Origin of the sequence: Stenoxybacter acetivorans DSM 19021, assembly GCF_000745895.1 — a bacterium.
GTDB lineage: Bacteria > Pseudomonadota > Gammaproteobacteria > Burkholderiales > Neisseriaceae > Stenoxybacter > Stenoxybacter acetivorans.
Genome location: NZ_JQKE01000008.1, coordinates 1 through 26,088, shown reverse-complemented (window position 1 = coordinate 26,088; position 26,088 = coordinate 1). Strand labels below are relative to the sequence as shown.

Genomic DNA, 26,088 nt, shown 5'->3' with positions numbered 1-26,088 from the left:
CAAACCAAAAAATTAGGAGCCGCTCATGAAAACAAGTTTATTTCAAATGATTGGTAACAGCGCGTTGTATCAACCAGCTGTGGGATTGGGATTGAAACACGCCGAATCTGTTATCAAAAAAATATTCACATTCTTCTTTTTTACTGCCACACTCATCATCTTGAGCGGCTGTGCCGCCGCCGTATTGGGCGGAGCCGCCGCCGTTGGCACTTTATCCGCCGTAGATCGGCGCACTACCGGTGCGCAAGCCGACGATGAGGTTTTGGAATTGCGTATTAAAAATAATGCTTTATCCTATCTTAATGCCCACAAAACCGCCGAAAATGCCGAACCGAAATTATCGGTGGTGAGCTATAACCGCCAAATTCTGCTGTTGGGGCAAGTACCGACTGACGCAGACAAAATACAAGTAGAACGCATCGCTCGCGCCCAACCCGCCGTACAGAAAATATACAGCTATATTGAAGTTGCCGATTCTGACCGAGGCATCGGCAGTGTTACCAATGATGCGTGGATTACCTCCAAAGTACGTACCAACCTGCTCAATGCCCCGCAATTTTCGTCTAATCAAGTTAAAATAGTAACCTACAACGGTGTTACTTACGTCATGGGCATCTTAACGCCTGCTGAACAGCAAAGTGCTACTGATACTGTCAGCACCACCGCCGGTGTACAAAAAGTAATTACCCTGTATCAAACCTTTGAACCGGCTCCCGCCGTGCAGCAACCCTAACCAAGCAAGGAATTTCGCGTGTCTGTTTATCTTTCTGCCGCCGACCAATTACACACTGTGCGCGACTTTCTGCGCTTTGCCGTGAGCCGTTTCAATGAAGCCGAATTGGTTTTCGGACACGGCAGCGACAACGCCTATGATGAAGCCGCTTATTTAATTTTGCATCAATTGCATCTGCCGCTCAATCAGCTGGATCCTTTCTTAGATGCCCGATTGCTGCCTGAAGAAAAAACTTCTGTTTTGGATATTATTGACAAGCGTGCCAACGAGCGCATTCCCGCGCCTTATTTAACGCATCAGGCATGGCAGGGTGATTTTGAATTTTATGTGGACGAACGCGTCTTGATTCCGCGTTCATTTATTTACGAACTCATGGGCAAACCCTTGCATGCGTGGATAGAGCATGAAGAATTGGTTCACCGTGCTTTAGACCTTTGCACCGGCAGCGGTACGTTGGCGATTCAATTGGCGCATTATTACCCTGCCGCGCAAATTGATGCCGTGGACATCAGCCTTGATGCGCTGGAAGTGGCTGCCATTAATATCGAAGCCTATGATTTAAAAGAGCGTATCCATCTGATACACACTGATTTATTCAACGGCGTTGATGAAAGATATGATCTCATCATCGCCAATCCGCCCTATGTTGATGCCGATTCCATGAGCAGGCTGCCTGAAGAATACCGCAAAGAACCTTCAATTGCCTTGGGTAGCGGCAGCGATGGCTTGGACATCGTACGCCGCATTATTCAGGAAGCCGCAGCGCATTTAAATCCGCACGGGGTATTGGTGGTGGAAATTGGTCATAACCGTGATGCTTTGGAACATGCTTTTCCCAAGCTGCCGTTCACTTGGCTGACCACCAGCGGCGGCGATGGTTTTGTGTTTTTGCTTACTTGTGAGCAATTAAAGAATCAATAAGCTGTTTACTGTGTGCAAACAGACTGAGATGTAACACAAGATTATAATAAACTGCGGACACAACACCATAATTCAATTTTAAATATAACAATTAAACCAAAAAAGTAAACCAAATGGTTGTTTGAATGAAAAAAGGTTGCACCACTTAAGTACAGCCTCAAATTTTAACTCGGCATGGTGGGTATATGAAAAATAAGGATCAACCAATAGCCTTACCTTTTCTTGACGAATACAAACAGGTTGAGAAAAGTCGGCGTGCTACAGGAGGATTTATGCGTAGCGGTATCTCAAAACCATGCCTGCTTTTTTTGATCGCAGCATGTCTTTTTATCTCAGCATGTTCCACCTACGGTATCAACAGCAACGCAGACATAATCCAAATTAAGGAACAAGGCAGCTTCGCGGCGGGAGGAACAGTAATCACGACCCCCGGAATTTTTGACCCTAAACAACCGGCAAATCCCCAAGGGCAAACCCTGCATGGCGATCACGCCTATGTATTTTATCAGAAGCCTGTCAATGCTCGTAAATACCCGCTTATGTTCCTGCACGGTGCAGGGCAGTTCTCCAAAACTTGGGAAAGCACTCCTGACGGGCGCGAAGGATTTCAAAACATATTCCTGCGCCGTAATTTCAGCGTATATCTGATTGATCAGCCACGCAGGGGAGATGCCGGTCGCAGCACCGTGGCCGCGAACCTTTCTCCGATTGCCGATGAGCAGATGTGGTTCACGCAATTCCGTGTAGGCGTGTGGCCTGAATTCCATTCTGGTGTGCAGTTCCCGAAAGATGCAAAAACTTTGGATCAGTATTTCCGCCAAATGACACCCAATACCGGTCCATTTGATATGGCTGTAATTTCTGATGCTCTTGTTGCTCTGTATGCAGAAACAGGTCCGGGGATTCTTGTTACCCATTCCCAGGGCGGTGGTCCGGGTTGGGTTACAGCCATGAAAAGCCCGAACATCAAAGCGGTTGTGTCGTATGAACCCGGCAGCAATTTTGCCTTCCCTGAAAATGAAGTTCCGGAGCCAATTCCGAATAAATTCAGTACACTCAGCGCATATGGTGTACCAATGGACGAATTCAGGAAGCTAACCCGCATACCGATCATCATCTATTACGGTGACTATATTCCCGAATCTCCTGACGAAATTCCTGCCAAGGACTATTGGAGAGCTTGCCTGCAAATGGCGAACAAGTGGGCAGAGGTTGTCAATAGCCATGGCGGCGATGTAACGGTGGTTCATCTGCCCAAAGCAGGAGTTCACGGAAATACGCACTTTCCATTCTCTGATCTGAATAATGTGAAAATTGCCGATCTTCTGTCTGCATGGCTGAAAGAAAAACAGTTGGATTAAGAACCCATGTTCAAAAAAATTCTTAATAAAATCATATGATGTCAAAAAACGGTTCAATCATCGCCCATTGGCTATCTGTCAAATCACTCGGGTACATAAAGGATTACCTACTATCTTGGTTTATCTGCTAATTATACGCCATATGATTTTATTAAGAATTTTTTGAATATTGGTTCTTAAACATTATTGAACATAGGTTCTAAGTATCGCGGTAATGCCAACCGACGCGCAACATGCTTAAGGCATGTTTGGGCGTTTGGTTGCTTCGCCGCATAAAACCATCTGAAAAGGTTCATATGGATAAACAATTGTTTTTTGCATATAGATACGATTTTTATTCCGATTTCTGCCGTATATGGGTTGATTATTTTGGATTGTTACGTGATGAAAAAGAAAGCAGTTTGGCTATAATTGGCAAAAACCACAGCGAATACTTTTACTTTTGGATTAAAGCAAACAACATCTTTCAGGCAGCCTGATAATGAAGTTTTGGCAAAAAACAGCGATCATCAGTTTATTGTGCGTATTCATCACACCGGTACACGCGGAATATGCCATGAGTTTGGGGCAGAAACCGCAGTATCCTGCTGATTTTAAAGCATTCGGATACGTTAATCCCAACGCACCCAAAGGCGGCAGCATCAACTTGCCGATGTACGGCAGTTTCGACACACTTAACCCATTTACGCTTAAAGGCGATAAAGAATCCGGTATCGCCGCCCTAACACTGGATACGCTTATGGTGCAGGGGCAAGATGAGCCGTTTGCCATGTATGGTTTGTTAGCAAACGACATCGCGCTGGCGGCAGATGCGCGTTCGGTGGTATTCACCCTTAATCCGCAGGCGCGTTTTCACAATGGCGATGCGGTGTTGGCAAAAGATGTGGTGTCTTCGTTTAATACATTAACCACCGATCCCGCCGCCTCGCCGATGTATCGATTCTATTGGGCTGACGTGGCACAAGTTGTCGCTGTTGATGACCATACCGTGCGTTTTGATTTTAAACGCCAAAACGCTGAACTGCATTTAATTTTGGGCAGTTTGCCGGTGTTTTCGCACAAAAGTTATCCGCAGGGTCTGGCCGCTTCTGCCAATACGCCGCCAATCGGCTCGGGACCCTATCGATTTTTGCGAACCAACGGCAACCGCATGAGCGAATTTCGGCGTGATTCCGGATATTGGGCAAAAAATCTGCCAACACGGCGGGGTATGTATAACTTTGATACCGTGCGCTTCAAATACTATCAAGATGAAACCGCTAAAGTGGAAGGCATGAAAGCAGCGCAATATGATGTGCTACAAGAAAACATTGCCCGCCTGTGGGCGCGTGCCTATAACAATCCTGATTTACAAAAAAAAGGTTTGCGCCGTCAAGAATTCACACAACACAACACCGCCGGTATGCAAGGCTTTGTGCTGAATACCCGCCGTGCGCCGTTGAATGATTTGCGTGTGCGTCAAGCACTCACACTGAGTTTTGATTTTGAAACTGTGAATCGGCAATTGTTTTACGGCAGTTATCACCGCAGTAACAGTTATTTCACCAACAGCGAAATGGCAGCAGCAGGGGTGCCTGAAAGCGATGAATTGGTGGTATTAAATCCGCTGCGCACCCGCTTGCCCAACAGTGTTTTTACCCAAGCTGCGGTTGAACCGCCGCAAACCGATTCAAAATTGGGCATTCGTCCGAATCTTTTAAAAGCCCGCCATTTGCTGGAAGAGGCCGGTTTCCGTTACCAAAACGGGCGTTTGACGGATAGGCAAGGCAAGCCGTTGGTATTGGAGTTTTTGAGTTACAGTAAAATTTATGAGCGTGTTACCGCCAAATGGCAGCGTGACTTAGCCAAAATCGGCATTCAATTAAATGTGCGCGTGGTTGATGCCGCCGTGTATCAGCGGCGCATGAATCAATTTGATTATGATTTAACTGTGGTGGTGTACGCCAACAGCGAAAGCCCCGGCAATGAACAATGGGATTACCACGGTTGCGAAGCCGCCAAAACGCCCGGCAGTAAAAACTGGGCAGGGTTGTGTGATGCGGCTGTGAACGAATTACTCAAACACTTTATTCATTTCGACAATCGCCGCCAACTCGTTGCCGCCGCCCGTGCGCTTGACCGTGTCTTGCGTGATCGCTATTTGGTGATACCCAATTGGTATTCCCAGAATCACCGTTTGGTGTATTGGGATAAATTCGGTAAACCGCAGCGTGTACCGAAGTATTTTCAGGCAAGTGATTGGGTGCTGAGTACGTGGTGGACTGCCTGAAAAAAGAGTTTAACCGACTAAGAAAGCATTTTGAGTACACTGAAATAAACTGTTTTGATTTTGCCTTGTATTGATGGTGGTTTTGTGTCTTTTGAAGTGTGATTCAGTGTAGCAGCAAGCAAGTTTATTTGATAAATAAATGTAAAATGTAAAATGTAAAATGTAAAATGTAAAATGTAAAATGTAAAATGTAAAATGTAAAATGTAAAATGTAAAATAATATGTATATAATGTTGTATTATACTGCCAATCAATACAGATATTGACCAGATTTGTTAAAGTCTATTATTATTGAAAAATATTGTCGTTTGAATTGATGGGTGGGTAATGCTTTAATTTTTTTGATTTGTGTGTTTTTCTGTACTTTATGGAGGGGTTTTTCAATGAACAATACAAAAGCAATGGCAACTTTATTGATGGTTGCATTTGCCTTAACGGCTTGCGGCGGCGGTGGCAGTTCCTCGCCCAATACGTCCTCATCAAACAGCCCAGGTACAGGCGGCGGTTCTAATTCGAGTGGTTCGGATGGTTCAATTGCCGGAAGATTGGACGGTAGTTATGCCAGCTTTAACTCGTCGGGTGGCGGCGCAGAAATAGGTCGTTTGGTGGAATCTTTCGACAATAAAAATAAAGATGTTTTGGTGGTGGACGGTAAACGTATTCAATTGGTTTACCCGGGAATCAGTGCCGGAAAATTTGTGATCGCAAATGATGTGGTTGTCGGCATGAATCTTAGTTATGCGCGGTATGGTGCCTATCTTGGCGGTAAGGATATTTATCTTTACGCACAAGGAACAGGTACTCCCGATAAAAATATGCCCATCAGCGGTACTGCCAAATATGCAGGTATAGCCTATGTCAAGGGTGTAAATTACCAGGAGAGTGGTGTGAAGTACAATACAGCTGATGCAACCGCTAACTTCACGGTGGATTTTGGTAAAAAAGCCATATCCGGTGCTATTGCCAATATAGTTGATATTAATAAAAAACCTGCTAATAACATTGAACTTAGTGGTGTTATCAATGGTCATCAATTTTATGGTCGTTCATTGAGTGGTACCCATATGGAAGGGGATTTTTTCGGTCCCAACGCCGATGAAATAGCAGGTACTTTTGTTAATATGGGTGCAGGTTTCGGCGGCGCGTTTGGTGCTAAAAAGCAATAAGTAATGCTTTAATTTTTTCGATTTGTGTGTTTTTCTGCGCTTTATGGAGGGATTTTTCAATGAACAATACAAAAGCAATGGCAACTTTATTGATAGTTGCATTTGTCTTAACGGCTTGCGGTGGCGGCGGTGGTGGCAGTTCCTCGCCCAATACGTCCTCATCAAACAGCCCGGGTACAGGCGGCGGCTCTAATTCAGGTGATTCAGGTGGCGGTTCGAGTCCCATAAGAATGGCTGGTAGTTATGCCAGTTTTACTTCACCGGGCAGCGGCGGACGCATAGGCACCGGAGTGGAATCTCCCGACAATACCAATAAAGATATTTTGGTGGTGGACGGTAAGCGCATTCAATTGGTTTACCCGGGAATCAGTACCGGAAAATTTGTGATCGCAAATGATGTGGTTGTCGGCATGAATCTTAGTTATGCGCGGTATGGTGCCTATCTTGGTGGCAAGGGCACTTATCTTTACGCACAAGGAGAAGGTACTCCTGATAAAAATATGCCCATCAGCGGTACTGCCAAATATGCAGGTATAGCCTATGTCAAGGGTGTGAATTACGACACAGCTGATGCAACCGCTAACTTCACGGTGGATTTTGGTAAGAAAGCCATATCCGGTACTATTGCCAATATAGTTGATATCAATAAAAAACCTGCTGACAACATTGAACTTAGCGGTGTTATTAATGGCCATCAGTTTTACGGCAATTCATCGAAAGGGACTACTACGGCAGGAGATTTTTTTGGTCCCAACGCCAATGAAATAGCGGGTACTTTTGTTAATACCAATGAAGGTTTCGGCGGTGCGTTTGGTGCTAAAAAGCAATAAGTTCAGAGAAATAATCCTCGCTTTAATCCCTAAGGTCCTTAATGGAACTTAGGGATTTTAGTCTGTAAAGAATGTAGCGTATGAAATTTCCTTATTGTACTTTGTCATTTTTGGTTGTATTTGGTTTTGGCAAGGCATCGGGTGAATCACTGCCAAATACTGCCTTACCACAAAACAATCTTAATATCACCGCGCCGCAACAATCCGAATTGTTTCCTGCTGCTGAAACGGGAGATGATGAGGAAAAAGAGGTGAATATTAGTTTGGAGGAGTTACAAAAAAATCCGCTGTTGTTGCAACATGCCTTGGATTCATCTGTTGCCACTCAAAATATTGCCGCTGTACAAATGTTGCTGCCACCATATCAAGCTCAGGAAAATCATGATGTGCTGTTGGTGTGGTATGCACAAGCACTGTTGGCAAAAGCAGAAAATCGCTACGCAGATGCAATTGCCTATTATCGGAAAATACTTGCTGAAAACCCTGATTTAACGCCAACTCGTTTGGCTTTGGCTGAGGCTTTATTTACCAACGGGCAATTGCAAGCCGCCCAAGATCAGTTTAACAAAATTAAAGCAGCACCTGATTTGCCTTTACTTGGGGCAGATGCAGTTAAGCAATATGAAGAAATTTTAGCCAAACAAACAGAATGGTCAATTAATGCCAGTGTTCGTTATTTGTCTGACAACAACGTCAATAATGCGCCCAAACAGCGTTATTTACCTACTGATTACGGAGTTTGGACATTTCCCAAACCACAGTCTGCGCACGGTATTGGTTATCAGGTAAATGCACAAAAAGATACTCTTGTAAAAGACCATGTGTATTGGCGTATCGGTACTGATGTTTACGGTAAATTTTATTGGGACAACCATGACTATGACGATGTACAGGCTCGCTTTACACTCGGACCAGTGTACAAAAGTGCGCGTCAGGAGTGGGCAGTGCAGCCGTTTTACGGCTACCGCTGGTTTGGCACACTGCCTTATTCACATACTTTGGGGATGCGCGTTCAAGGCACTTATCTAATCAGTGGTCGGTGGCAAGCTTTGGGCGCATTGGAATACGGGCGAGATGTTTATATTGACCGCCCGTTTCTAACCGGTACAAATTTATCGATATCCACGTCTGTTGTGTATCGTCAGTCCGCCAAACAATATTGGTTGGTGGGTTTAGATGTAGGCAGAAACGGCGCGGAGGATTTGAGCGAAGCCTATCGCTATTACGGTGCGCGTTTCGCTTGGGGGAACGAATGGCCGAAATCAATATCTACATCAATTCAATTTGGCTGGTGGAATAAACATTATCAAGAAGAAGATTTTTTTTATATCCGTAGAAATGAAAACTCCTTATTTGCCACAGCTTCTGTTTGGAACCGAGCCTGGCAATGGCATGGGCTGACACCAAAATTAACTTTTCAATATAATAGAGTGTACAGTAATGATGTTTTTTATCAATATGATAAAAAACAACTTTATTTGGATTTCAGTAAAACATTTTGATGTGCGATGTGGCAGGAGTCAGCTTTCAGGCAGCTTGAAAAATCAATTGTTTCGGTTGTTATGCCGATTTGTTCAAATGTTTATGCCTAAAAATTCTAAATACCTTGATGTTTTACGCTTGACCTTGTTTGTATTTTCGGGTGTAATGACTGAAATTTAACCAAACGCCGATTTGATACAGCTTGCGGGCGTAAAACAGCTAAAGCGTGCGGGGTATATTTGCCCCATGCTTTGATTTTTTACAGCCCATTGCATTGACAATGGGCTTTTTATATAGCAGTGATAAATAATGATTGTTTTGGATAATGTTTCTAAACGCTACCAACATCGCGATAAAACATGGTTTACTGCGGTTGAGCCGCTTTGTTTGCGTGTTGAAGCAGGAGAAATTTTTGGCTTGATGGGTTATTCCGGTGCGGGTAAATCCACTTTACTGAGGCTGATTAATTTATTGGAACGCCCCGACAGCGGGCGGGTAACGGTGGACGGGCAAGATCTAACCGCTTTGAATGCTGCCGATTTGCGCCGTTCTCGGCAGAATATTGGTATGGTGTTTCAGCAATTTAACTTATTGGCAAACCGCACGGTGGCAGACAATGTGGCGTTTCCGCTGACGGTGGCTGGCTGGGATAAAGCGGCGCGGGATAAGCGCGTTGCTGAATGTTTGGATATTGTTGGTTTATGTGATCGCGCGAATCATTACCCCGCGCAATTATCGGGCGGACAAAAACAGCGGGTGGGTATTGCCCGTGCGCTTGCACCCAGCCCGAAAGTGATTTTGGCAGACGAGCCAACGAGTGCTTTAGATCCTGCCACCACGCGCAGTGTGCTGGCGTGTTTGGCTGACATCAATCATCGCTTTAACGTAACCATTGTGATTGTTACCCATGAAATGAGCGTGATTCGCCGATTGTGTGATCGCACTGCATTACTGCATCAAGGTAAACTTTTGGAAACAATTGTGGTGAAAGACAACCAAATTCACGCACAATCCGCCATTGGTCAAGAATTGGTGCAGGAGGATTAACATGGCAGCTGCGAATTTTTCTCAAGCCGTAAATAATCTCATTTCAATGAAAAGCGAAATTGTACAAGCCTTGTGGGAAACCTTTGTGATGGTGGGTTTGTCCACATTGCTGGCAACTATTTTCGGCACCGTTTTGGGCGTATATATGTATGTAACTGCCAGTAAGCAGCTTTATCGTAACCAGCGCTTTAACAGCATCGCTGAGGGTGTCGTAAACCTGATCCGTGCTTTTCCGTTTGTGATTTTGATGATCGCCATGATACCGTTCACGCGCATGGTGATTGGCATCGCTATCGGTCCCATTGCAGCATCATTGGTGCTCTCGGTTTCAGGCGTGTTTTTCTTTGCGCGATTGGTAGAGCAAAACTTACGCGAAGTACCGCGCGGCATCATTGAAGCTGCCATCAGCATGGGCGCGTCGCCGTTTACCGTCATCATCAGGGTGTTACTGAATGAAGCACGTTCGGGCATGGTGTCCAGTATCACTGTGTTGTCCATCAGCTTATTGTCTTACAGCGCGGCGGCAGGCATGATCGGCGGCGGCGGTTTGGGCGACTTGGCGATTCGTTACGGCTATTATCGCTATCAAACCGAAGTCATCATTTTCATCGTGGCGGTGTTGGCATTGTTGGTGATTTTGATGCAAAGCCTGGGCAATTTTATTGCCCGTAAGTTGGATAAACGTTGAAGTATTGAGTTTTTTGAATAAAGAGCTATTTTTACACACCTAACAACAGGAGTATTTTTATGCAATTATCTTGGTTTAAACCCCTTTTCGCCACGGCGTTGGCATTGACTTTGACCGCTTGCGGCGGTCAACAACAAGCTACCGATGCTGCTTCTGCTGCTTCAGGCAGCCCAGCTGGAGTACTTGCCAAAACCGAAATCGTGTTTGGTACAACAGCGGGTGATTTCGGTGATATGGTAAAAGAGCAAATTAAACCGGCTTTGGAGCAAAAAGGCTATACCGTTAAACTGATTGAATTCAGCGACTACGTACGCCCGAATTTGGCTCTGGCAGACGGTGAAATCGACATCAATGTTTTCCAGCACAAACCTTATTTGGATAACTTTAAAGCCGAACACAAATTGAATATTACCGAGGCTTTCCAAGTGCCAACCGCACCTTTGGGTTTATACACCGGAAAATTAACCTCCTTGAATGAGGTAAAAGATGGTGTCAGCGTTTCCGCGCCGAATGACCCGTCTAATTTTGCTCGTGCCTTGGTGATGATGAATGAATTGGGCTGGCTGAAATTAAAAGACAATATTGACCCGCTTAGGGCTTCTAAAAATGATATTGCCGAAAATCCGAAAGGCATTAAAATCGTTGAATTGGAAGCCGCGCAATTGCCGCGTTCACGTGCCGATGTGGATTTTGCCGTGATAAACGGTAACTATGCCACGAGTTCCGGTATGAAACTCACCGATGCGCTGTTCCAAGAACCCAGTTACGCTTATGTCAACTGGTCTGCCATTCGCACCGCCGACAAAGACACGCAATGGGTGAAAGACATCACCGAGGCTTATAATTCCGACGACTTTAAAGCCTATGCAAACCAACGTTTTCCGGGCTATAAATATCCGGCTGTTTGGGGTGAGCAAGCGCAAACCGGCGAAGCGGCTAAGGCTTCAGTTGCTCAATAAGATTAAGTTGTTTTAACCGCATTAAAACTTGTTCTCATCATTTATTTATTCGGTGAGAGCAAGTTTTGTTTCATTCTGAAGCGGTTGTTTTCGCGTATCTGGTATAATCAATGCGGATTAATTCAGCAATAATGAACACATGAATATTACTGTTATGGGCGCAGGTGCTTGGGGTACGGCACTGGCGGTTCATTTTTCACAACACGCGCATGCCGTGTCTTTGTGGACACATACCGATGAACATGCCGCACAGTTGCGGCAAGATCGCGCTAATCGTTTGTATTTGCCCGATTTTACTTTCCCTGATTCATTGGTAATCGATACTGAAGTAAAACCTGCCGATTTAATTATTATAGCTACACCAATGTCGGCTTTGCGTGAAAGTGCCGTGCGCTTGCAAGATTGCGGTCTTGCCGATACGCCGATATTGGCAGCCTGTAAAGGTTTTGAGCAAGAAACGGGTTTGCTGCCGCATCAAGTGCTGCAAGAAGTATTGTTGCACAATCGGTGTATTGGTGTTTTATCCGGTCCCAGCTTTGCACAGGAATTGGCGCAGCAGTTACCCTGTGCCATCACCTTGGCATCAAACAATGTTTTTTGGGCAGAGGAAGCCGCTGCTCGGCTAAACAGCCGCGTATTGCGCCTTTATGCCAATGCTGATGTTATTGGTGCGGCAGTGGGCGGCGCAGTGAAAAACGTCATGGCGATTGCCACCGGTATTGCTGATGGATTGGCGTGCGGTATGAATGCCCGAGCGGCTCTGATAACGCGTGGGCTGGCTGAAATCACGCGTTTGGCATTGGCTATGGGTGCGCAAGCCACCACGCTTATGGGTTTGGCGGGCATGGGAGACTTGATTCTTACCTGCACAGGTTCTTTATCGCGTAACCGTAAGGTGGGTTTGTTGCTGGTAGAAGGCAAAGATTTGCCGTCTATTTTGCAGGAATTGGGGCATGTGGCGGAAGGTATTTACACCATTGAAGAAACCGTTCGTCAAGCACGGTTGTTGAATGTGGATATGCCGATAACCACGGTTTTACATCAGCTGCTTCACGAACAAATTGATGTTTCAGCAGTGGCAGAATGCTTAATGGAACGTGAACCGAAAACCGAAAAAGTAGAGCGGTGTTGATGGTTTCGTGTGGTTTCAGTGAAGCGAATTAAAGCAGCGGCATTGACAGTTTTAACAAAATGGGCAACCATTCACCCATTTCTCAGCGAGTTTGCGCATTTATGGATAATCAACTGCAAAAATTAGAAACCAGCCTGCAACGCGTGTTGGCTCAATGCAAATTGCTGGCTGAAGATAAGCGGCGTTTAACAACGGAAGTAGGGCGTTTGCGTGAACAAAATCAGCAACAGCAGCAAGCGTTCCAAGCGGAGCGTACCAGTGTTACTCAAGAAAATGGGTTAAAAATTAAACGCTTGGAAGCCGGTTTTCAGAAAACCATTAACGACCTCAAAACAGAAAACCAGGATTACCAAATGCAGTTGCAACAAATAGCAAAAGATATTGATGCGCTGGCAAAGCGTGTGCCTGTGCGGCAAAATGCGGTGATGCAAAAAGAAACACAAAGTGCGGCCGTTCAGAAAGAGGGGGCGTAAATGGATATTCAGCAAGTTAAAGTAGAAATTTTGGGGCGTCATTTTAATATCGGTACACCGGCAGAAGAATACAACACCTTAATGCAAGCGGTTACGATGCTCAATGAAAAAATCAGTGCGATTCAAAACACAGGACGTATTGTAGAAACCGATAAAATTGTTATTATGGCGGCACTCAATTTAACGCATGATTTATTAAAAATGTCTTTAAAAGATGATTTGGCAATCGGCGATTTTGAGCGTAGAATTGCAGATCTTACCAAAGCCTGCGATGATGCGCTGGCTTTATTGTGAACCGGTTTTCCCCTGCGGTGTTTGTAAGGATATATATTCCTTTGAACCAATAGTTCGCTTTTTTCGATGGCTGTGTTGATAATGGGTGTGCGCGTTTGCGTCAGCAAATGTACCCAAAGTTATCCGAAGTTGTCGGCCTTGTTTGCAAGGTTCAGGCGGATACGATCCAAGCGGCATTTGCGGGGGATTCAATATAAAAAACGGACGGTGTTAACCGTCCGTTTTATTTTTGGTTATGAGATGTGAAACAGCCGTTTTCTTCTTTCAGGCTGCCTGAATCTTTTGTGCCGCCGCGCTTAATTTTAGCTCCCATGCACGGTTTGGCAGATGATGTGATTCGCGATGTATTAACCCGTATCGGCGGTTTTAATGCTTGTGTTACCGAGTTTGTGCGCATCACCCACACCATTCATTCGCACACGGTGTGGCAAAAATACATGCCTGAATTGTACACCCGCAATCACACCGTAGCGGGTACGGCGGTGTATTTGCAGCTTTTGGGCAGCGATGCCGATATGGTGGCAGAGAATGCGTTGAATGCGGTTGCTTTTGGCGCGGATAAAATCGACCTTAATTTTGGCTGTCCCGCACCAACAGTAAACAAACATGCCGGCGGTGCGGCATTGCTGCGCTATCCCAAACAAATTGAACACATTGTTCATACAGTACGCAATAGGCTGCCTGAAAGCATTATTTTGAGTGCCAAAATGCGCTTGGGCTATGACAATACTGACTTGGCTTTGGATTGTGCCCATGCCATTGAATTGGGCGGCGCGCAAATGCTTACCGTTCACGCCCGTACGAAACAACAGGCCTACCAACCGCCCGCTGATTGGCTGTGGATTGCCCGCATTGCTGAAGCAGTGCAAATACCGGTAATCGCCAACGGCGATGTATTTACTTTAAATGATTATATTGAAGTAAAAAAAATCAGCGGTTGCAAAAGTGTGATGATTGGGCGCGGCGTGATCATGCAGCCGGGTTTGGCACGGCAATGCGCCGCATACGAGGCGGGTAAAGTGATTGAACCAATGGCATGGACAGAGGTTTTGGACTGGCTGAAACTGTTCTTGGATTTATGCTGTACAAAAACCGATAAACCGCGTTATGCGGCGGCTCGTTTAAAACAATGGCTGGGCATGTTGAAACTCAATTACTCCGAAGCCGCATTATTATTTGAGCAGCTGCGGTGTTTAACCGATGTTGAAAAAATTGAGTCAGTTTTGATTCAGTCTGATTGAATCGCGTTAAATCAGTAAATTTGATTTACTTTGTATCTTTTTTGGTTGCACGTTATATAAAAATATGATTTATATCATTACATTAAATTTATTTTCTTTTATATATTACTCATTTTGAACGCTGAAGTCTCAGTATATCGGCTATAATTCAATCATTACACACAATAATGAGGAAAAAGTAATGCGTTTAATCAGCGACTTCAAAGCGTTTCTGCTTCGCGGTAATGTCATGGATTTGGCGGTTGGCATGGTGGTGGGGACGGCGTTTTCGGGTATGGTGAAGTCTTTGGTGGACAATGTGATTATGCCGCCGATTGGTTTACTGATTGGCGGTGTGGACTTTTCCAATTTATTTATCACGCTCAAAGAAGGCAGCAAAGCGGCTGCACCCTACGTTTCTTTAAAAGCGGCGCAAGACGCGGGCGCGGTTACGCTGAATATCGGCTTATTTATCAATACTGTAATCAGTTTAATCATTGTTGGTTTTGCTATTTTTATGCTGGTGCGTTTTATCAGCCGCTTTCAGGCAGCCCCTGAAACAGTGCCGACAACAAAATCTTGCCCCGAGTGTTGCACGGATATTCCGATTGCTGCCAAACGCTGCCCGAATTGTACGTCGTTATTAACGTAGTTTCAGGTAGCCTGTTGTTGGGCGTTGAATAAACATACTTGATTTAGCTATTCTGTTTTCCATTTTTGAGATACCCGAATATGACTCAACATTTACACCCTGAAACCATTGCCATTCGCGGCAGTAAAGAACAAACCACTTACGGCGAACACAGTCATGCGCTGTTTTTAAGCAGTAGTTTTATGTTTGACACCGCGCAAAGCGGTGCGGCACGTTTTTTGGGTGAAGAGGCGGGTTATACCTACAGCCGCACAGCCAATCCCACAGTAGCGGCTTTTCAAGATCGTGCAGCCCAATTAGAACAGGGCAAAATGGGCATTGCCACTGCCAGCGGCATGGCGGCAATTACGGCAGTGTTTCTGAGTTTACTCAAGCAAGGCGATCATTTGGTGGTGAGCCGCAGTTTATTTGGGACGACAGTTGGTTTGATTAACAGCTTATTGCCGCGCATTGGCGTGGAAGTAACGTGGGTGAGCCAAACCAACATTGATGAATGGGCGGCGGCATGTTGCGGTAACACCAAAATGCTGTTTGTGGAAACCCCGTCTAATCCTTTGAATGAATTGGCAGATATTGCCGCTTTGGCAAAGATTGCGCATCAGCACAGTGCGGTTTTGGTGGTGGATAATTCATTTTTATCCCCTGCTGTTCAGCAGCCTTTGCGTTTGGGCGCGGATATTTCATTGCAATCTGCTACTAAAGCCATTGACGGACAAGGGCGGGTGATGGGCGGCGTGATATGCGGTGCGGTCAATTTAATGAATGACATTTATTTGCATGTACGCACGGCAGGTGAAACATTGTCTCCGTTTAATGCTTGGGTATTGCTTTCCGGTTTGGAGACTTTGTATGTGCGTATGGAAAAGCAATGTGCCAATGCGTTGGCTCTGGCAGAGTTTTTATGTAAACAGCCGCAAGTAAAACAAGTGTATTACACAGGGCTGCCTGAACACCCGCAAGCAGAGCTGGTTAAAAAACAGCAAAGCGCAGGCGGAATAGTGGTGGCATTTGAGGTGATGGGTGAGCAGGTGGGTGCATGGCAAGTAATTGATAATGTATCTGTTTTTAGTAAAACAGCCAATCTTGGTGATGTGAAATCCACCATTACCCACCCGTGGACAACCACACATGCACGCATGACTCCGGAAGCAAAACGCGCTGCCGGTATTCAGCCTGGTCTGATTCGCTTATCGGTGGGCTTGGAGCATGTTGGTGATTTATGCGCCGATTTGACACAGGCTCTGGCGAAGATTGTGTAAAAACAGCCAATGGTTATGCCTGAAAATGACATCAAATAAAACCGAGAACACCACTTGGTTTGCCGAAAATTTAATCGCTTGGCAACGGCAATACGGGCGGCATGATTTGCCGTGGCAAAGCAGCGATCCATATCGCGTGTGGTTGTCGGAAATCATGTTGCAGCAAACACAGGTATCGACCGTGCGTGATTATTATCCGCGTTTCATTGCGGCGTTTCCAACAGTGCAAGCACTGGCAGATGCCGATGAAGATGCAGTATTGAGTTTGTGGCAGGGATTGGGTTACTACAGCCGCGCACGGCATTTGCATAATGCCGCCAAACAAGTGGTGAATGATTTTGGCGGGGTATTTCCGCAAACGCGGATTCAATTGGAAACTTTACGTGGTGTGGGGCGCAGCACTGCGGCGGCAATTGCGGCGTTTGCATTCAATAAACGTGAAACGATTTTAGACGGCAATGTTAAGCGGGTATTGTGCCGTGTGTTTGCGTTGGACGGCGATTTAAACGACAAAACATTCACTGACCAATTATGGGCATTGGCAGAAAAATTGTTGCCTGAAAACGAAACAGATATGTCGGCTTATACACAAGGGCTAATGGATTTGGGTGCAACTTTGTGTAAACGAAACAAGCCTGAATGCGCTGTTTGCCCGATGATAAACCATTGCTTGGCTTATCGGCATGAACAGCAGGCACAATTGCCGCGAAAGAAAACGGCGACGCCGGTACAGGAAGTGTTTTGGTATTGGTTAATTATTCGGCGCGGTGATGGCGCGGTGTGGCTGGAGAAACGTCCTGCCAAAGGGATTTGGGGCGGTTTGTGGTGTGTGCCGTGTGTTGATGGTTTTCAGGCAGCATTGGATTATGGTGCGCTTTTTGGTGTTGCGGCAGAAGAGTGGCAGGAAATGCCGCCGTTCAAGCATCGCTTAACGCACCGTTTACTGCATATCACACCGTTGCTCGTTGCGGTTGATGCCGTGCCTTCACTGAGTATAAGTGGTCAGTGGCTGACGGCGGCATCATGGACTGATTTGGGTTTGCCCAAACCGCTGGCAGCGTATTTGTCAAAAATCACAGGCAAAAATAATGGGTTGGCTTGAGTTTCCCTGAAAAATTGTCGGTTTTTTATGTTGGCTGAAGCAAACGCGGTAAACCGATTTTAAAGCCGTCAATCTTACCGCGCCGTTTGTAATCAATTCATCACTGCCCAAACATTTAAGTCATTTGCCTCAAATGATTTTCTAAATCATTAATATTTGAAAATACATTGTTTTTACCCAGTTTTCTCAGCCAGCCTGAACGCGTTAACATATCGTGAGGTTGTCGGCGTAAACCGCATACTAAAATATCAATGCCTTTGTCTTGATAAAGTTCCAGCAATTCTTCTAAGGAATCGCCGCCGGAGGTATCAACATAAATCACACCGGAAAAATCCAAAATCAAGGCTTTTTCTGGCGGTTTTATTTGCAAGTCATCAATCAACTTGACTGCACCGAAAAAAATCGCACCGGTTAAGCGGTAAGCGCGGATGCCCGGCTGATTGATGTTTTCAGGCAGCCGCCATTCTTCCGCCGCCGATAAATTAGACACGCGATAAATAAACACAAAGCACGCCAGAAAAATCCCCACTTCCACTGCCACGGTTAAATCCATCACTACAGTGAGTACAAATACCGACAACAACACAATGCGATAAGGCATTCGGAATGATTTTAATCGTGCAAATTCCCGCCACTCTCCCATATTCCATGCCACAAACATTAAAATCGCCGATAAAGCAGGCAGGGGAATATATTGTGCCAAGGGCGCAGCAATCAGCACCACCAGCAATAAACCGACAGAATGTACCATGCCCGCAATCGGGCTGTTACCACCATTTTTGATGTTGGTAACGGTGCGGGCAATCGTACCCGTGGCAGGCATGCCGCCGAAAAACGGCACCACCATATTGGCAAAACCTTGTGCCAAAAGTTCCTGATTGGAATCGTGTTTGTCGCGAATCATGCTGTCGGCAACCCGTGCACACAGCAAGGACTCAATCGCCCCTAATACAGCGAGGGTTACTGCCGGCATAAACAAGCCTTTAATGGCACTCCAGCTGAATATCGGTACGGTTAATTCAGGCAGCCCTTGCGGAATACCGCCGAAACGAGAGCCGATGGTTTCCACATTCATGCCGAACAACTGTACCAAAATGGTTGCCAAAATCAGCGCAACAATTGACCCCGGAATCAATGCCAAAGAGCCAGAAACACGCGGCAATACGCCCGTTTCCGCAGAAAGCGAGACTTTTCGGCTCATGATTTTTTGCCAAGCGACAATCAATCCCAGTGAAAATATTGAAATAAAAATGGCTTGTCCATTCCAAGAGGGCAAGGCATGCCACAAGGTTTCGAGCAGAGCAAAAAACTCAGCCGGCACTTTGCCGTCTATCGTTAAGCCCAAAAAATCTTTGATTTGTGACAAGCCGATCAACACCGCAATGCCGTTGGTAAAACCGATAATCACCGCTATCGGAATAAACTTAATCAGCACGCCCATGCGTAAAAAACCCATCACCCACAGCACAATGCCCGACATAAACGTTGCCAGCAGTAACCCGCCTGTACCGTATTGCTCGACAATGCCGTAAACAATGACAATGAACGCACCTGCCGGACCGCCGATTTGCACCCGTGAACCGCTGAAAAGTGAGATCAAAAAACCCGCAATAATCGCTGTAAATAAACCCGCTTCCGGTTTTAAACCCGAGGCAATCGCAAATGCCATTGCCAGAGGTAAAGCGACCACGCTTACGGTTAAGCCTGCGCCTAAATCTTTAATAAATCGTTGTTTGTTATATCCTTGCAGCAATTCGTAGAGTTTTGGATTAAAACGCGTAGTGAATTTCATGGCGTGTTTGTGAAAAAGTGTGTGAATGTGTTAATCATAGTCCTACCGAGCGGTATCATCAATCGAATAATCAACCTTTCAGGCAGCCTGATATTGTATTCAGCCAAATTAAGCTACAATACAAATCAAATTTTCTGCCATTATCTGCACAGGATACACCATGTTTGGACTGTTCAAAAAAAAGAAACCCGCTGAATCTGAAGTGGATTTAAGCAAAGTCAAATCGCAGCCGTATGACAACTCCGTTTTTCTCGGCGACGAGCCAGAAGAAGAATTACCGCCGCCGTTGAACAACGAACAAAAAGTTGCTGTTGCCAAACACATACACGGTAATCCGATCAGCCAATTGGTGGCAGATACCATTGACGACAACCCGCCTTTACCGCCGTCTTTGCCTGATGAAAATAACAACACAGCTGAAAAAAAAAATAATACCGATAACAATGACAACACAAACGAAACTGTTCGACTCAGTTGGGCTGAGCGGCTCAGGCAAGGCTTGAGTAAATCGCGCAGCCAAATGGCAAAATCATTGGCGGGCATATTCGGCGGCGGCAAAATTGATGAAGATCTTTATGAAGATTTGGAGGCGGTGCTGCTGGGTGCCGATATGGGCGTGGAAGCCACCGGAACCTTGTTGCAAGATGTACGCTGCCGCGTTAGTTTAAAAGGTTTAAAAGATGCGAACGAATTGCGCGGTGCATTAAAAGACGCTTTGTATGAATTGCTCAAACCTTTGGAGCAGCCTTTAAAGCTGCCTGAAAACAGCAAGCCGTTTGTCATCATGATGACGGGCGTAAACGGTGCAGGTAAAACCACCAGTATCGGCAAACTTGCGAAACAGTTTCAAGTGCAAGGCAAAAGTGTATTACTGGCGGCGGGCGATACTTTTCGAGCCGCTGCCCGTGAACAATTGCAGCAATGGGGTGAACGCAATCAAGTTGCAGTTATTTCACAAAGCGGCGGCGATTCTGCCGCTGTGTGTTTCGATGCAGTAGAAGCCGCCAAGGCGCGCGGTATTGATGTGGTGCTGGCAGATACCGCCGGACGCTTGCCGACACAATTGCATTTAATGGAAGAAATTAAAAAAGTGAAACGCGTCTTACAAAAATCCTTGCCCGACGCACCGCACGAAATCATATTGGTGTTAGATGCCACCATCGGGCAAAATGCCGTCAATCAAGTGATTGCTTTCGATGATGCGCTGGGTTTAACCGGCTTAATCGTATCCAAACTGGACGGTACAGCTAAAGGCGGCATACTCGCAGCATTGGCAAGCAAACGTCCGATTCCCGTGCGCTATATTGGCGTTGGTGAAGGCATTGATGATTTGCGTCCGTTCGATGCACGGGCGTTTACGGAAGCGTTGTTGGGAGAGTGAGTTTTCAGGTAAGCCTTATTTGTAAAAGTTTTCGCTAAATTCATGCAAATCATATTGTAGTGAGGTTTTTAATTTAAAGCTCAATGTTCTGGTTCAATAAAAAGGCTTCCTGAAAATACTCAGGAAGCCTTATATATTATTCAGTTTATCTGATTTTCTATCTTTACACTAAGGTTATCTGAACCTATATTCAATTACCTTATCAGATGGTTTCCACTCTATTTGCTTATAAAGTGTAGCGCAATCGCCATATATACCATGCTGCCCTTGATAATTTCTTAAGCCGACTAACTTATCCATATAGAAGAAGCCTATGACGAATCTATCAAGCGGAAATTGATGACCTCTACCAGTTTTACACCATTGGAGTGCTGCTCCATCCATTTGAAATTCTCTGGTTATGGGCTGCCCCATTATTTCAATAACTTGATTCTCTGACATGCCTGGGCGTAAACTCGTGGCTAATTCAATTGGTTGCATTGTCCAATTGATGGCAGGTCGTGTAGCGGCAGGTCGTTTAGACGGTGAGTAACATGATGCTAACATTGCAAACGAAACCGCCAAAAAAATTATTTGAATATATTTCATATTGCACCCCGATTATTGTATTTGTGATTATTGTATTTGTTTAGTTTAGTATGATAAATTATCTTTCAATTTATTATACTCCCACTATCTTTAAGTTGTCATGATTTGCATCAATAAATACTGGCGTATTGTGCCATATTTCAGGACAATATGCTTTTAGGTTCATCAGTTATTCACCACACCACCATGATTCGTTTCGACCAAGTTTCCAAAACCTACCCGGGCGGTTTTTCCGCCTTAAAAAACCTCAGCTTTAATATCAATAAAGGCGAGATGGTTTTTGTTGCAGGGCATTCCGGTGCGGGTAAATCCACCATACTCAAACTCATCAGCGGCATTATTAAACCAACGAGCGGCAAGGTGTGGCTGAATAATCAGGATTTGGGGCATCTGTCGGATAATCAGCTGGGCTTTTTGCGCCAGCACATCGGCATTGTGTTTCAAGACCACAAAATTTTATTTGACCGAACGGTGCTGCAAAATGTGCTGCTGCCTTTGCGCATTATTGGCTACGAAGCAAAACAAGCTGATAAACGGGCGCGCGCCGCTGTTGAAAAAGTGGGTTTGAGCGGGCGCGAAAATGCAAATCCGATTACTTTATCGGGCGGTGAACAGCAACGGCTGTGTATCGCACGGGCAGTGGTGCATCAACCGAGCTTGTTGCTGGCAGACGAACCATCTGCCAATTTGGATCGTGCTTATGCCTTAGACATTATGGAATTATTCAAAACTTTTCACGAAGCCGGCACCACGGTATTGGTGGCGGCACACGACGAAACGCTGATGTCAGATTACGGACACCGCATTATTCGTTTGCAGGAAGGCAGGTTATACGCATGAATCCGTATTTGTCTGTGCATCGTGAAGCTGCTGTTCACGCATTGCGTACTTTATTCAGGCAGCCTGTGGCAGCTTTGCTGATTTTGCTGATGCTGGCGATGGCGATGACTTTGCCGCTGGCTTTATATTTGGGTGTGCAAAGCACACAGCAGTTATTGGGTAAACTCAAGCAATCACCTGAAATTACGCTGTATTTGGCTGTGAATGCGGATACTGATGACATTAAAACCATTGATTCGGCATTGGCGCAGGATTCGCGTATTGCACATTATGCTTTTATCCCCAAGCAAGAGGGTTTGGCGCAATTGCAGCAAAGCATGGGCGATCAGGATTTGGTATCCATGCTTGACAGTAATCCTTTGCCTGATGTGTTTACCATTACTGCTAAAGAGAGTGAATCTGCCGAACAGGTTGCTGCTTTGCAAGATGATTTAAACCAATTGCCTATGATAGATTCTGTGCAAAGCGATGATAAATGGGTAAGCACTTTGCGCCACATCAATCTTTTTATTGATCGTGTGTTTTTGTTTTTGGCAGTTACTTTAAGTTTGGCATTTGCCTTGGTGGCGCACAATACCATACGTTTGCAGATTTTGAGTCATCGCGCCGCCATTGAAATAACCAAATTATTGGGTGCGCCCGCATCGTTTATTCGCCGCCCATTTGTGTATTTGGCGGTTTGGCAAAGCCTGAGTGCCGCAGTAATCAGTTTGGGCTTGTGTTGGTGGCTGGCGCGGCAAACCCAGCCTTTGCTCGCCGCTATTGTGCAACCCTACGGTGTGAATTTGGCTTGGCGTTTTTTCACACTGTCTGAAATGATTTTGGTGGTGGCTGTGGTGTGCGGTTTGGGCATATTCGGTGCGTGGCTGGCAACGCGGCAGCATTTATTGCGGTTTCACGAAGACACGCATTAGTGTTGCTGGGTTGTTAATCACAGATTTGCCGCGCCTATCGGCGGCTTCGCGATAACGGCGCGGGCAGCAATTCAATTTGTTGTTAGAAACCGTTTTCCATCATGATCTGACCGGGCACACGGTTGCGGTGCATGACAAAACCCAAATCCAATAAGGCTTGAAAACAGTCCTTTACCATGGCGGGATTGCCGCACAGCATAAAGCGGCTCTGTTCGGGTGTGAAATTTATGTTTGCTGCTGCTGCCAATTCGCCGCTTTTTAATAATTCAGGTAGCCTGTGGTGCAAGCCGACTACAGTACTGTCGCGGGTAGCAATCGGACAAAAGTGCAATTGATGTGCATATTCACCCACCAATGGGTGCTGCGGCAATTGTGTTATGGCATCGTTAAAAATCAATTCATTGGCAAATGACACTGAGTGTGCCAATACCAAGTGATCAAATCGCTGCCAAAGAGTGGGGTTCTGTAACATCGATAGAAACGGTGCGATACCGGAGCCGGTTGCCAGCATGATTAAATCACTGCCGCCGACAAAGCGTTCAGGCAGCAAAAAGCCGGTGGTGGTTTTGTCGAGCAAAACGGTATCGCCTGCATGTAATTCTGCTAAACGCGCACTCATTGGTCCGTCTTCAATTAAAACGGCAATATATTCCAGATGATTGGCATATTCGGCGGAAACCACTGAATAAGCGCGCCAAAGAAAACCCGCGCCGTCGCGAAAACCCAAACGCGAAAACTGCCCTGCGTGGAAACGGTAATGTTCGGGGCGGGTCAGACAAAAGGTGATGAGTTTTTGGGTGTGTTGTTTAACCCACAACACGGTTTCTTCAGTGAATTTACTGTTTGATGTGTGTGTCATTGACTGACTTTCATTATTATTGAATTATTTATTGATTGGCGCGTATCCATTTTAGCCAACGGTCGAATAAATCCGGCTGTAAAGCGGCAATCACGGAGCGATAAAACACATGTTTACCGCTCCAAAATTCATCGCCTTCCAGTGTAGCAAGCTGCCCGCCGGCTTCTTCGTAAATCAGGGCACCCGCGGCGTAATCCCACAAACGCTGTCCGCCGTGAACGTAAACATCATAGCGACCTGCCGCCAGATAGCACCAATCCAATGTACTGCAGCCCATGCTGCGGCGGCTGTTTACCGGTGATAAGCTATACATGCGTGTGGCGAGCTTGCCTGAGCGCAGGTATTTTACTTCTACGCCGGCAATGGCTTCACTCAATGGTTTGGGTGCGCAACGCAAGGGCAGCGGCTGTCCGTTCAGATATGAGCCACATCCGCGCTGCGCGTAAAATAATTCTTGAGAAATGGGATTATAAATAACACCTAACTGACTGATGCCGTTTTGCATATACGCGACAGACAAAGCAAAGTGGGGCAATCCGTTGATGAAATTAGTGGTGCCGTCAATGGGATCAACTATCCATAAGCCGTCGCTGTGTTTTTCCCACAAATCATGTTGCCGCTCCGTACTCATTTCTTCACCCAGCATCGGGCAATCAATGATGTGCGGTAAACGTTCGGCAAATGCGGCTTGTGCGGCGATGTCGGCTTCTGTTAAAAGTGAACCATCGTGTTTTTTACTTACGCTTACCGCTAAAAAACGCGGCATGACTTCCATTTGTGCCACACGGCGGACTAAACTGATAAGTTGATTGAGTTGTTCCGACACTGTTGCTCCAAACTTGCCATTTCGGGAAAATGTTCGCAATATTACCTATTTTTTATCACAACACAAACACCATGCCCCGTTTTTTTGTCGCTGAAATTAACACCGATGCCGATATTTTTCGTTTACCGGAAAATGCCGCACGGCACGTACAAGTCTTGCGCAGCCAGCCTCAAGACATCATAGAGCTTTTTGACGGCACCGGTTTTGTTTATACCGCTGAAATTGCGTCAATGGGTAAAAAAAATGTTGATGTGCGTCTTTTAACGCGCACCGAACACAACGCCGAATCTCCTTTGCGCATCACTTTATTACAATCCATCTCATCTGCCGAGCGCATGGATTTTACCATTCAAAAAAGCGTGGAGTTGGGTGTATTTGCCATTTGTCCGATTGTAACCGAACGCAGCAGCCAGCGTCTCAGTGGTGAGCGTGCAGATAAAAAAGTGGCTCGGTGGCAGGAAATTGCTCAAGGCGCGTGTGAACAGTGCGGCAGAAGCACTGTGCCGTGTATTTTGCCGATACAAACTTTTCAGGCAGCCTTAAGCAGTCTGCCAGATAAAGGTTTGCGTTTGCTGATGAGCCTGAATCACGCACAGCAATTGCCGCAATTTGATGCACCGCAGACAGTTTTTTTGCTGGTTGGTCCTGAGGGTGGCTTAAGTTATGCTGAAGAAACCATTGCCATAAAATATGGTTTTCAGGCAGCCGGTTTAGGACCTCGCATTTTGCGTACTGAAACGGCGGCACTGGTTGCTATTGCCGGTATGCAAATACTGTGGGGCGATTTGGGTTGATGAGTAATTTATATTTATACTAGGGGCTGTGGATATTTACCTATATAATGTATAATAAACAAATGGATAGATTAAAACTAACCGATACCCAATGGAAAAAAATAGAACCTTTATGTCTTGGAAAAGCAACAGACAGAGGAAGAACAGGGAAAAATAATCGTTTAGGGACAAGACAACCAAACAAGGTAAAAACAAGACAACTAAATTTTCTCGGTTCTAAACCATTTAAGCAAGATTTTATAGATATTTTGCTCTCTATGGTTAAAACGAAACTCAGTTTCTTTAAGATGAATTTCAAATAAGTGCTTATGAATACCTTTAAACTTCGCCAAGCGGTGTTTAGCGAAGCCCCAAAAGCTTTCAATACCGTTTACATGATTGCCCTTACCGTCGGAAAACTCATCATTACCATGATTGACACGAAAATGCTTTTCAAAACCCACATCAACCAAACCGTCGTAACCGCGACTGCCATCTGTATGGAGGACGCTGTTAATATCAGCATG

General features: G+C 45.6%; 25 protein-coding genes, 1 other RNA gene and 1 pseudogene. 22 read left to right on the top strand and 5 right to left on the bottom strand.

What is annotated here, in order from left to right:
- The first annotated feature begins 25 nt into the window (after nucleotides 1-25).
- The 18 genes from Q384_RS01000 (at nucleotide 26) to mutY (ending at nucleotide 17,588) form a co-directional block, all read left to right on the top strand.
- Complete coding sequence (locus Q384_RS01000) at nucleotides 26-733, top strand: BON domain-containing protein (protein ID WP_245608485.1); 708 nt, start codon at nucleotides 26-28, stop codon at nucleotides 731-733.
- 18 nt (nucleotides 734-751) lie between these two features.
- Nucleotides 752-1,654, top strand: a complete 903-nt coding sequence (gene prmB / locus Q384_RS00995; protein ID WP_037585392.1) for a 50S ribosomal protein L3 N(5)-glutamine methyltransferase — start codon at nucleotides 752-754, stop codon at nucleotides 1,652-1,654.
- A 185-nt stretch (nucleotides 1,655-1,839) separates the two neighbouring features.
- On the top strand, nucleotides 1,840-3,015 hold the full coding sequence (locus Q384_RS00990; RefSeq protein ID WP_211251062.1) for an alpha/beta hydrolase: 1,176 nt from the start codon (nucleotides 1,840-1,842) through the stop codon (nucleotides 3,013-3,015).
- A gap of 481 nt (nucleotides 3,016-3,496) precedes the next feature.
- Entirely contained in the window at nucleotides 3,497-5,284 is a 1,788-nt protein-coding gene (locus Q384_RS00980) for an extracellular solute-binding protein (RefSeq protein ID WP_084224344.1), read from the top strand.
- Between the two features lie 383 nt (nucleotides 5,285-5,667).
- Nucleotides 5,668-6,450, top strand: a complete 783-nt coding sequence (locus Q384_RS00975) for a transferrin-binding protein-like solute binding protein (protein ID WP_037585390.1) — start codon at nucleotides 5,668-5,670, stop codon at nucleotides 6,448-6,450.
- A 59-nt stretch (nucleotides 6,451-6,509) separates the two neighbouring features.
- A complete protein-coding gene (locus tag Q384_RS00965; protein ID WP_084224343.1) occupies nucleotides 6,510-7,280 on the top strand; it encodes a transferrin-binding protein-like solute binding protein in 771 nt (256 codons plus the stop codon).
- Nucleotides 7,281-7,360: 80 nt separating this feature from the next.
- Complete coding sequence (locus Q384_RS00960) at nucleotides 7,361-8,782, top strand: porin family protein (RefSeq protein WP_051940228.1); 1,422 nt, start codon at nucleotides 7,361-7,363, stop codon at nucleotides 8,780-8,782.
- A 289-nt stretch (nucleotides 8,783-9,071) separates the two neighbouring features.
- Nucleotides 9,072-9,809 (top strand): methionine ABC transporter ATP-binding protein, encoded by a 738-nt coding sequence (locus Q384_RS00955; protein WP_037585446.1) that lies wholly within the window; start codon nucleotides 9,072-9,074, stop codon nucleotides 9,807-9,809.
- Between the two features lies 1 nt (nucleotide 9,810).
- Complete coding sequence (locus Q384_RS00950) at nucleotides 9,811-10,497, top strand: methionine ABC transporter permease (RefSeq protein ID WP_037585387.1); 687 nt, start codon at nucleotides 9,811-9,813, stop codon at nucleotides 10,495-10,497.
- Nucleotides 10,498-10,556: 59 nt separating this feature from the next.
- A complete protein-coding gene (locus Q384_RS00945; RefSeq protein ID WP_037585386.1) occupies nucleotides 10,557-11,456 on the top strand; it encodes a MetQ/NlpA family ABC transporter substrate-binding protein in 900 nt (299 codons plus the stop codon).
- Nucleotides 11,457-11,595: 139 nt separating this feature from the next.
- Nucleotides 11,596-12,588, top strand: a complete 993-nt coding sequence (locus Q384_RS00940; protein WP_037585384.1) for an NAD(P)H-dependent glycerol-3-phosphate dehydrogenase — start codon at nucleotides 11,596-11,598, stop codon at nucleotides 12,586-12,588.
- A 101-nt stretch (nucleotides 12,589-12,689) separates the two neighbouring features.
- Nucleotides 12,690-13,061, top strand: coding sequence for a hypothetical protein (locus tag Q384_RS00935; RefSeq protein ID WP_156956379.1), 372 nt, complete (start codon nucleotides 12,690-12,692; stop codon nucleotides 13,059-13,061).
- Nucleotides 13,062-13,355, top strand: a complete 294-nt coding sequence (locus Q384_RS00930) for a cell division protein ZapA (protein WP_037585382.1) — start codon at nucleotides 13,062-13,064, stop codon at nucleotides 13,353-13,355. It abuts the gene before it with no gap.
- Between the two features lie 6 nt (nucleotides 13,356-13,361).
- Nucleotides 13,362-13,545: non-coding RNA, 6S RNA (gene ssrS / locus Q384_RS12840), on the top strand.
- Between the two features lie 121 nt (nucleotides 13,546-13,666).
- A complete protein-coding gene (locus tag Q384_RS00925) occupies nucleotides 13,667-14,596 on the top strand; it encodes a tRNA dihydrouridine synthase (RefSeq protein ID WP_051940239.1) in 930 nt (309 codons plus the stop codon).
- A gap of 181 nt (nucleotides 14,597-14,777) precedes the next feature.
- Nucleotides 14,778-15,227, top strand: coding sequence for a large conductance mechanosensitive channel protein MscL (gene mscL, locus Q384_RS00920; protein WP_037585381.1), 450 nt, complete (start codon nucleotides 14,778-14,780; stop codon nucleotides 15,225-15,227).
- An 80-nt stretch (nucleotides 15,228-15,307) separates the two neighbouring features.
- A complete protein-coding gene (locus Q384_RS00915; RefSeq protein WP_037585380.1) occupies nucleotides 15,308-16,486 on the top strand; it encodes an O-succinylhomoserine sulfhydrylase in 1,179 nt (392 codons plus the stop codon).
- A 25-nt stretch (nucleotides 16,487-16,511) separates the two neighbouring features.
- Nucleotides 16,512-17,588, top strand: coding sequence for an A/G-specific adenine glycosylase (mutY, locus tag Q384_RS00910; RefSeq protein ID WP_037585378.1), 1,077 nt, complete (start codon nucleotides 16,512-16,514; stop codon nucleotides 17,586-17,588).
- A 115-nt stretch (nucleotides 17,589-17,703) separates the two neighbouring features.
- Here mutY and Q384_RS00905 read toward each other — a convergent pair whose 3' ends face one another.
- On the bottom strand, nucleotides 17,704-19,380 hold the full coding sequence (locus Q384_RS00905; protein WP_037585377.1) for a SulP family inorganic anion transporter: 1,677 nt from the start codon (nucleotides 19,378-19,380) through the stop codon (nucleotides 17,704-17,706).
- Nucleotides 19,381-19,846: 466 nt separating this feature from the next.
- On the opposite strand from Q384_RS00905, the pseudogene ftsY reads away from it, so the two are divergent.
- Nucleotides 19,847-20,761: pseudogene (gene ftsY / locus Q384_RS00900) on the top strand (signal recognition particle-docking protein FtsY); the annotation flags it as partial.
- A gap of 174 nt (nucleotides 20,762-20,935) precedes the next feature.
- Here ftsY and Q384_RS13055 read toward each other — a convergent pair.
- A complete protein-coding gene (locus Q384_RS13055; protein WP_156956378.1) occupies nucleotides 20,936-21,349 on the bottom strand; it encodes a hypothetical protein in 414 nt (137 codons plus the stop codon).
- Nucleotides 21,350-21,535: 186 nt separating this feature from the next.
- Here Q384_RS13055 and ftsE point away from each other — a divergent pair, with 186 nt between their 5' ends.
- Nucleotides 21,536-22,189 carry a cell division ATP-binding protein FtsE gene (gene ftsE / locus Q384_RS00890; RefSeq protein WP_037585444.1) on the top strand — a complete coding sequence of 218 codons (654 nt, stop codon included), beginning with the start codon at nucleotides 21,536-21,538 and terminating at the stop codon, nucleotides 22,187-22,189.
- The gene (gene ftsX / locus Q384_RS00885; RefSeq protein WP_084224342.1) at nucleotides 22,186-23,103 is read left to right on the top strand and encodes a permease-like cell division protein FtsX; all 918 of its coding nucleotides are present in this window, start codon (nucleotides 22,186-22,188) and stop codon (nucleotides 23,101-23,103) included. Before ftsE ends, ftsX begins: the two co-directional genes overlap by 4 nt.
- 82 nt (nucleotides 23,104-23,185) lie before the next feature.
- Here the strand turns inward: ftsX and Q384_RS00880 are convergent, their stop codons facing one another.
- On the bottom strand, nucleotides 23,186-23,962 hold the full coding sequence (locus tag Q384_RS00880) for a ferredoxin--NADP reductase (protein ID WP_037585374.1): 777 nt from the start codon (nucleotides 23,960-23,962) through the stop codon (nucleotides 23,186-23,188).
- A gap of 28 nt (nucleotides 23,963-23,990) precedes the next feature.
- On the bottom strand, nucleotides 23,991-24,737 hold the full coding sequence (locus Q384_RS00875; protein ID WP_051940237.1) for an inositol monophosphatase family protein: 747 nt from the start codon (nucleotides 24,735-24,737) through the stop codon (nucleotides 23,991-23,993).
- A gap of 122 nt (nucleotides 24,738-24,859) precedes the next feature.
- Here Q384_RS00875 and Q384_RS00870 point away from each other — a divergent pair, with 122 nt between their 5' ends.
- Entirely contained in the window at nucleotides 24,860-25,582 is a 723-nt protein-coding gene (locus Q384_RS00870) for a 16S rRNA (uracil(1498)-N(3))-methyltransferase (protein WP_037585441.1), read from the top strand.
- Between the two features lie 200 nt (nucleotides 25,583-25,782).
- Here Q384_RS00870 and Q384_RS00865 read toward each other — a convergent pair.
- On the bottom strand, nucleotides 25,783-26,088 hold a 306-nt coding region (locus Q384_RS00865; RefSeq protein WP_037585372.1), incomplete at its 5' end, for an IS1595 family transposase.

Excerpts from the sequence above, each read along its gene's own strand:
- Q384_RS00980 (WP_084224344.1), top strand. The coding sequence starts at position 3,497 with ATGAAGTTTTGGCAAAAAACAGCGATCATCAGTTTATTGTGCGTATTC.
- Q384_RS00905 (WP_037585377.1), bottom strand. The coding sequence starts at position 19,380 with ATGAAATTCACTACGCGTTTTAATCCAAAACTCTACGAATTGCTGCAA.
- Q384_RS00925 (WP_051940239.1), top strand. The coding sequence starts at position 13,667 with ATGCACGGTTTGGCAGATGATGTGATTCGCGATGTATTAACCCGTATC.
- mutY (WP_037585378.1), top strand. The coding sequence starts at position 16,512 with ATGACATCAAATAAAACCGAGAACACCACTTGGTTTGCCGAAAATTTA.
- Q384_RS00935 (WP_156956379.1), top strand. The coding sequence starts at position 12,690 with ATGGATAATCAACTGCAAAAATTAGAAACCAGCCTGCAACGCGTGTTG.
- Q384_RS00880 (WP_037585374.1), bottom strand. The coding sequence starts at position 23,962 with ATGACACACACATCAAACAGTAAATTCACTGAAGAAACCGTGTTGTGG.
- Q384_RS00930 (WP_037585382.1), top strand. The coding sequence starts at position 13,062 with ATGGATATTCAGCAAGTTAAAGTAGAAATTTTGGGGCGTCATTTTAAT.
- Q384_RS00975 (WP_037585390.1), top strand. The coding sequence starts at position 5,668 with ATGAACAATACAAAAGCAATGGCAACTTTATTGATGGTTGCATTTGCC.
- Q384_RS00940 (WP_037585384.1), top strand. The coding sequence starts at position 11,596 with ATGAATATTACTGTTATGGGCGCAGGTGCTTGGGGTACGGCACTGGCG.
- Q384_RS00875 (WP_051940237.1), bottom strand. The coding sequence starts at position 24,737 with ATGGAAGTCATGCCGCGTTTTTTAGCGGTAAGCGTAAGTAAAAAACAC.
- Q384_RS00950 (WP_037585387.1), top strand. The coding sequence starts at position 9,811 with ATGGCAGCTGCGAATTTTTCTCAAGCCGTAAATAATCTCATTTCAATG.
- Q384_RS01000 (WP_245608485.1), top strand. The coding sequence starts at position 26 with ATGAAAACAAGTTTATTTCAAATGATTGGTAACAGCGCGTTGTATCAA.
- Q384_RS00960 (WP_051940228.1), top strand. The coding sequence starts at position 7,361 with ATGAAATTTCCTTATTGTACTTTGTCATTTTTGGTTGTATTTGGTTTT.
- Q384_RS13055 (WP_156956378.1), bottom strand. The coding sequence starts at position 21,349 with ATGAAATATATTCAAATAATTTTTTTGGCGGTTTCGTTTGCAATGTTA.
- Q384_RS00915 (WP_037585380.1), top strand. The coding sequence starts at position 15,308 with ATGACTCAACATTTACACCCTGAAACCATTGCCATTCGCGGCAGTAAA.
- Q384_RS00965 (WP_084224343.1), top strand. The coding sequence starts at position 6,510 with ATGAACAATACAAAAGCAATGGCAACTTTATTGATAGTTGCATTTGTC.
- ftsX (WP_084224342.1), top strand. The coding sequence starts at position 22,186 with ATGAATCCGTATTTGTCTGTGCATCGTGAAGCTGCTGTTCACGCATTG.
- mscL (WP_037585381.1), top strand. The coding sequence starts at position 14,778 with ATGCGTTTAATCAGCGACTTCAAAGCGTTTCTGCTTCGCGGTAATGTC.
- Q384_RS00990 (WP_211251062.1), top strand. The coding sequence starts at position 1,840 with ATGAAAAATAAGGATCAACCAATAGCCTTACCTTTTCTTGACGAATAC.
- ftsE (WP_037585444.1), top strand. The coding sequence starts at position 21,536 with ATGATTCGTTTCGACCAAGTTTCCAAAACCTACCCGGGCGGTTTTTCC.
- Q384_RS00945 (WP_037585386.1), top strand. The coding sequence starts at position 10,557 with ATGCAATTATCTTGGTTTAAACCCCTTTTCGCCACGGCGTTGGCATTG.
- Q384_RS00955 (WP_037585446.1), top strand. The coding sequence starts at position 9,072 with ATGATTGTTTTGGATAATGTTTCTAAACGCTACCAACATCGCGATAAA.
- Q384_RS00870 (WP_037585441.1), top strand. The coding sequence starts at position 24,860 with ATGCCCCGTTTTTTTGTCGCTGAAATTAACACCGATGCCGATATTTTT.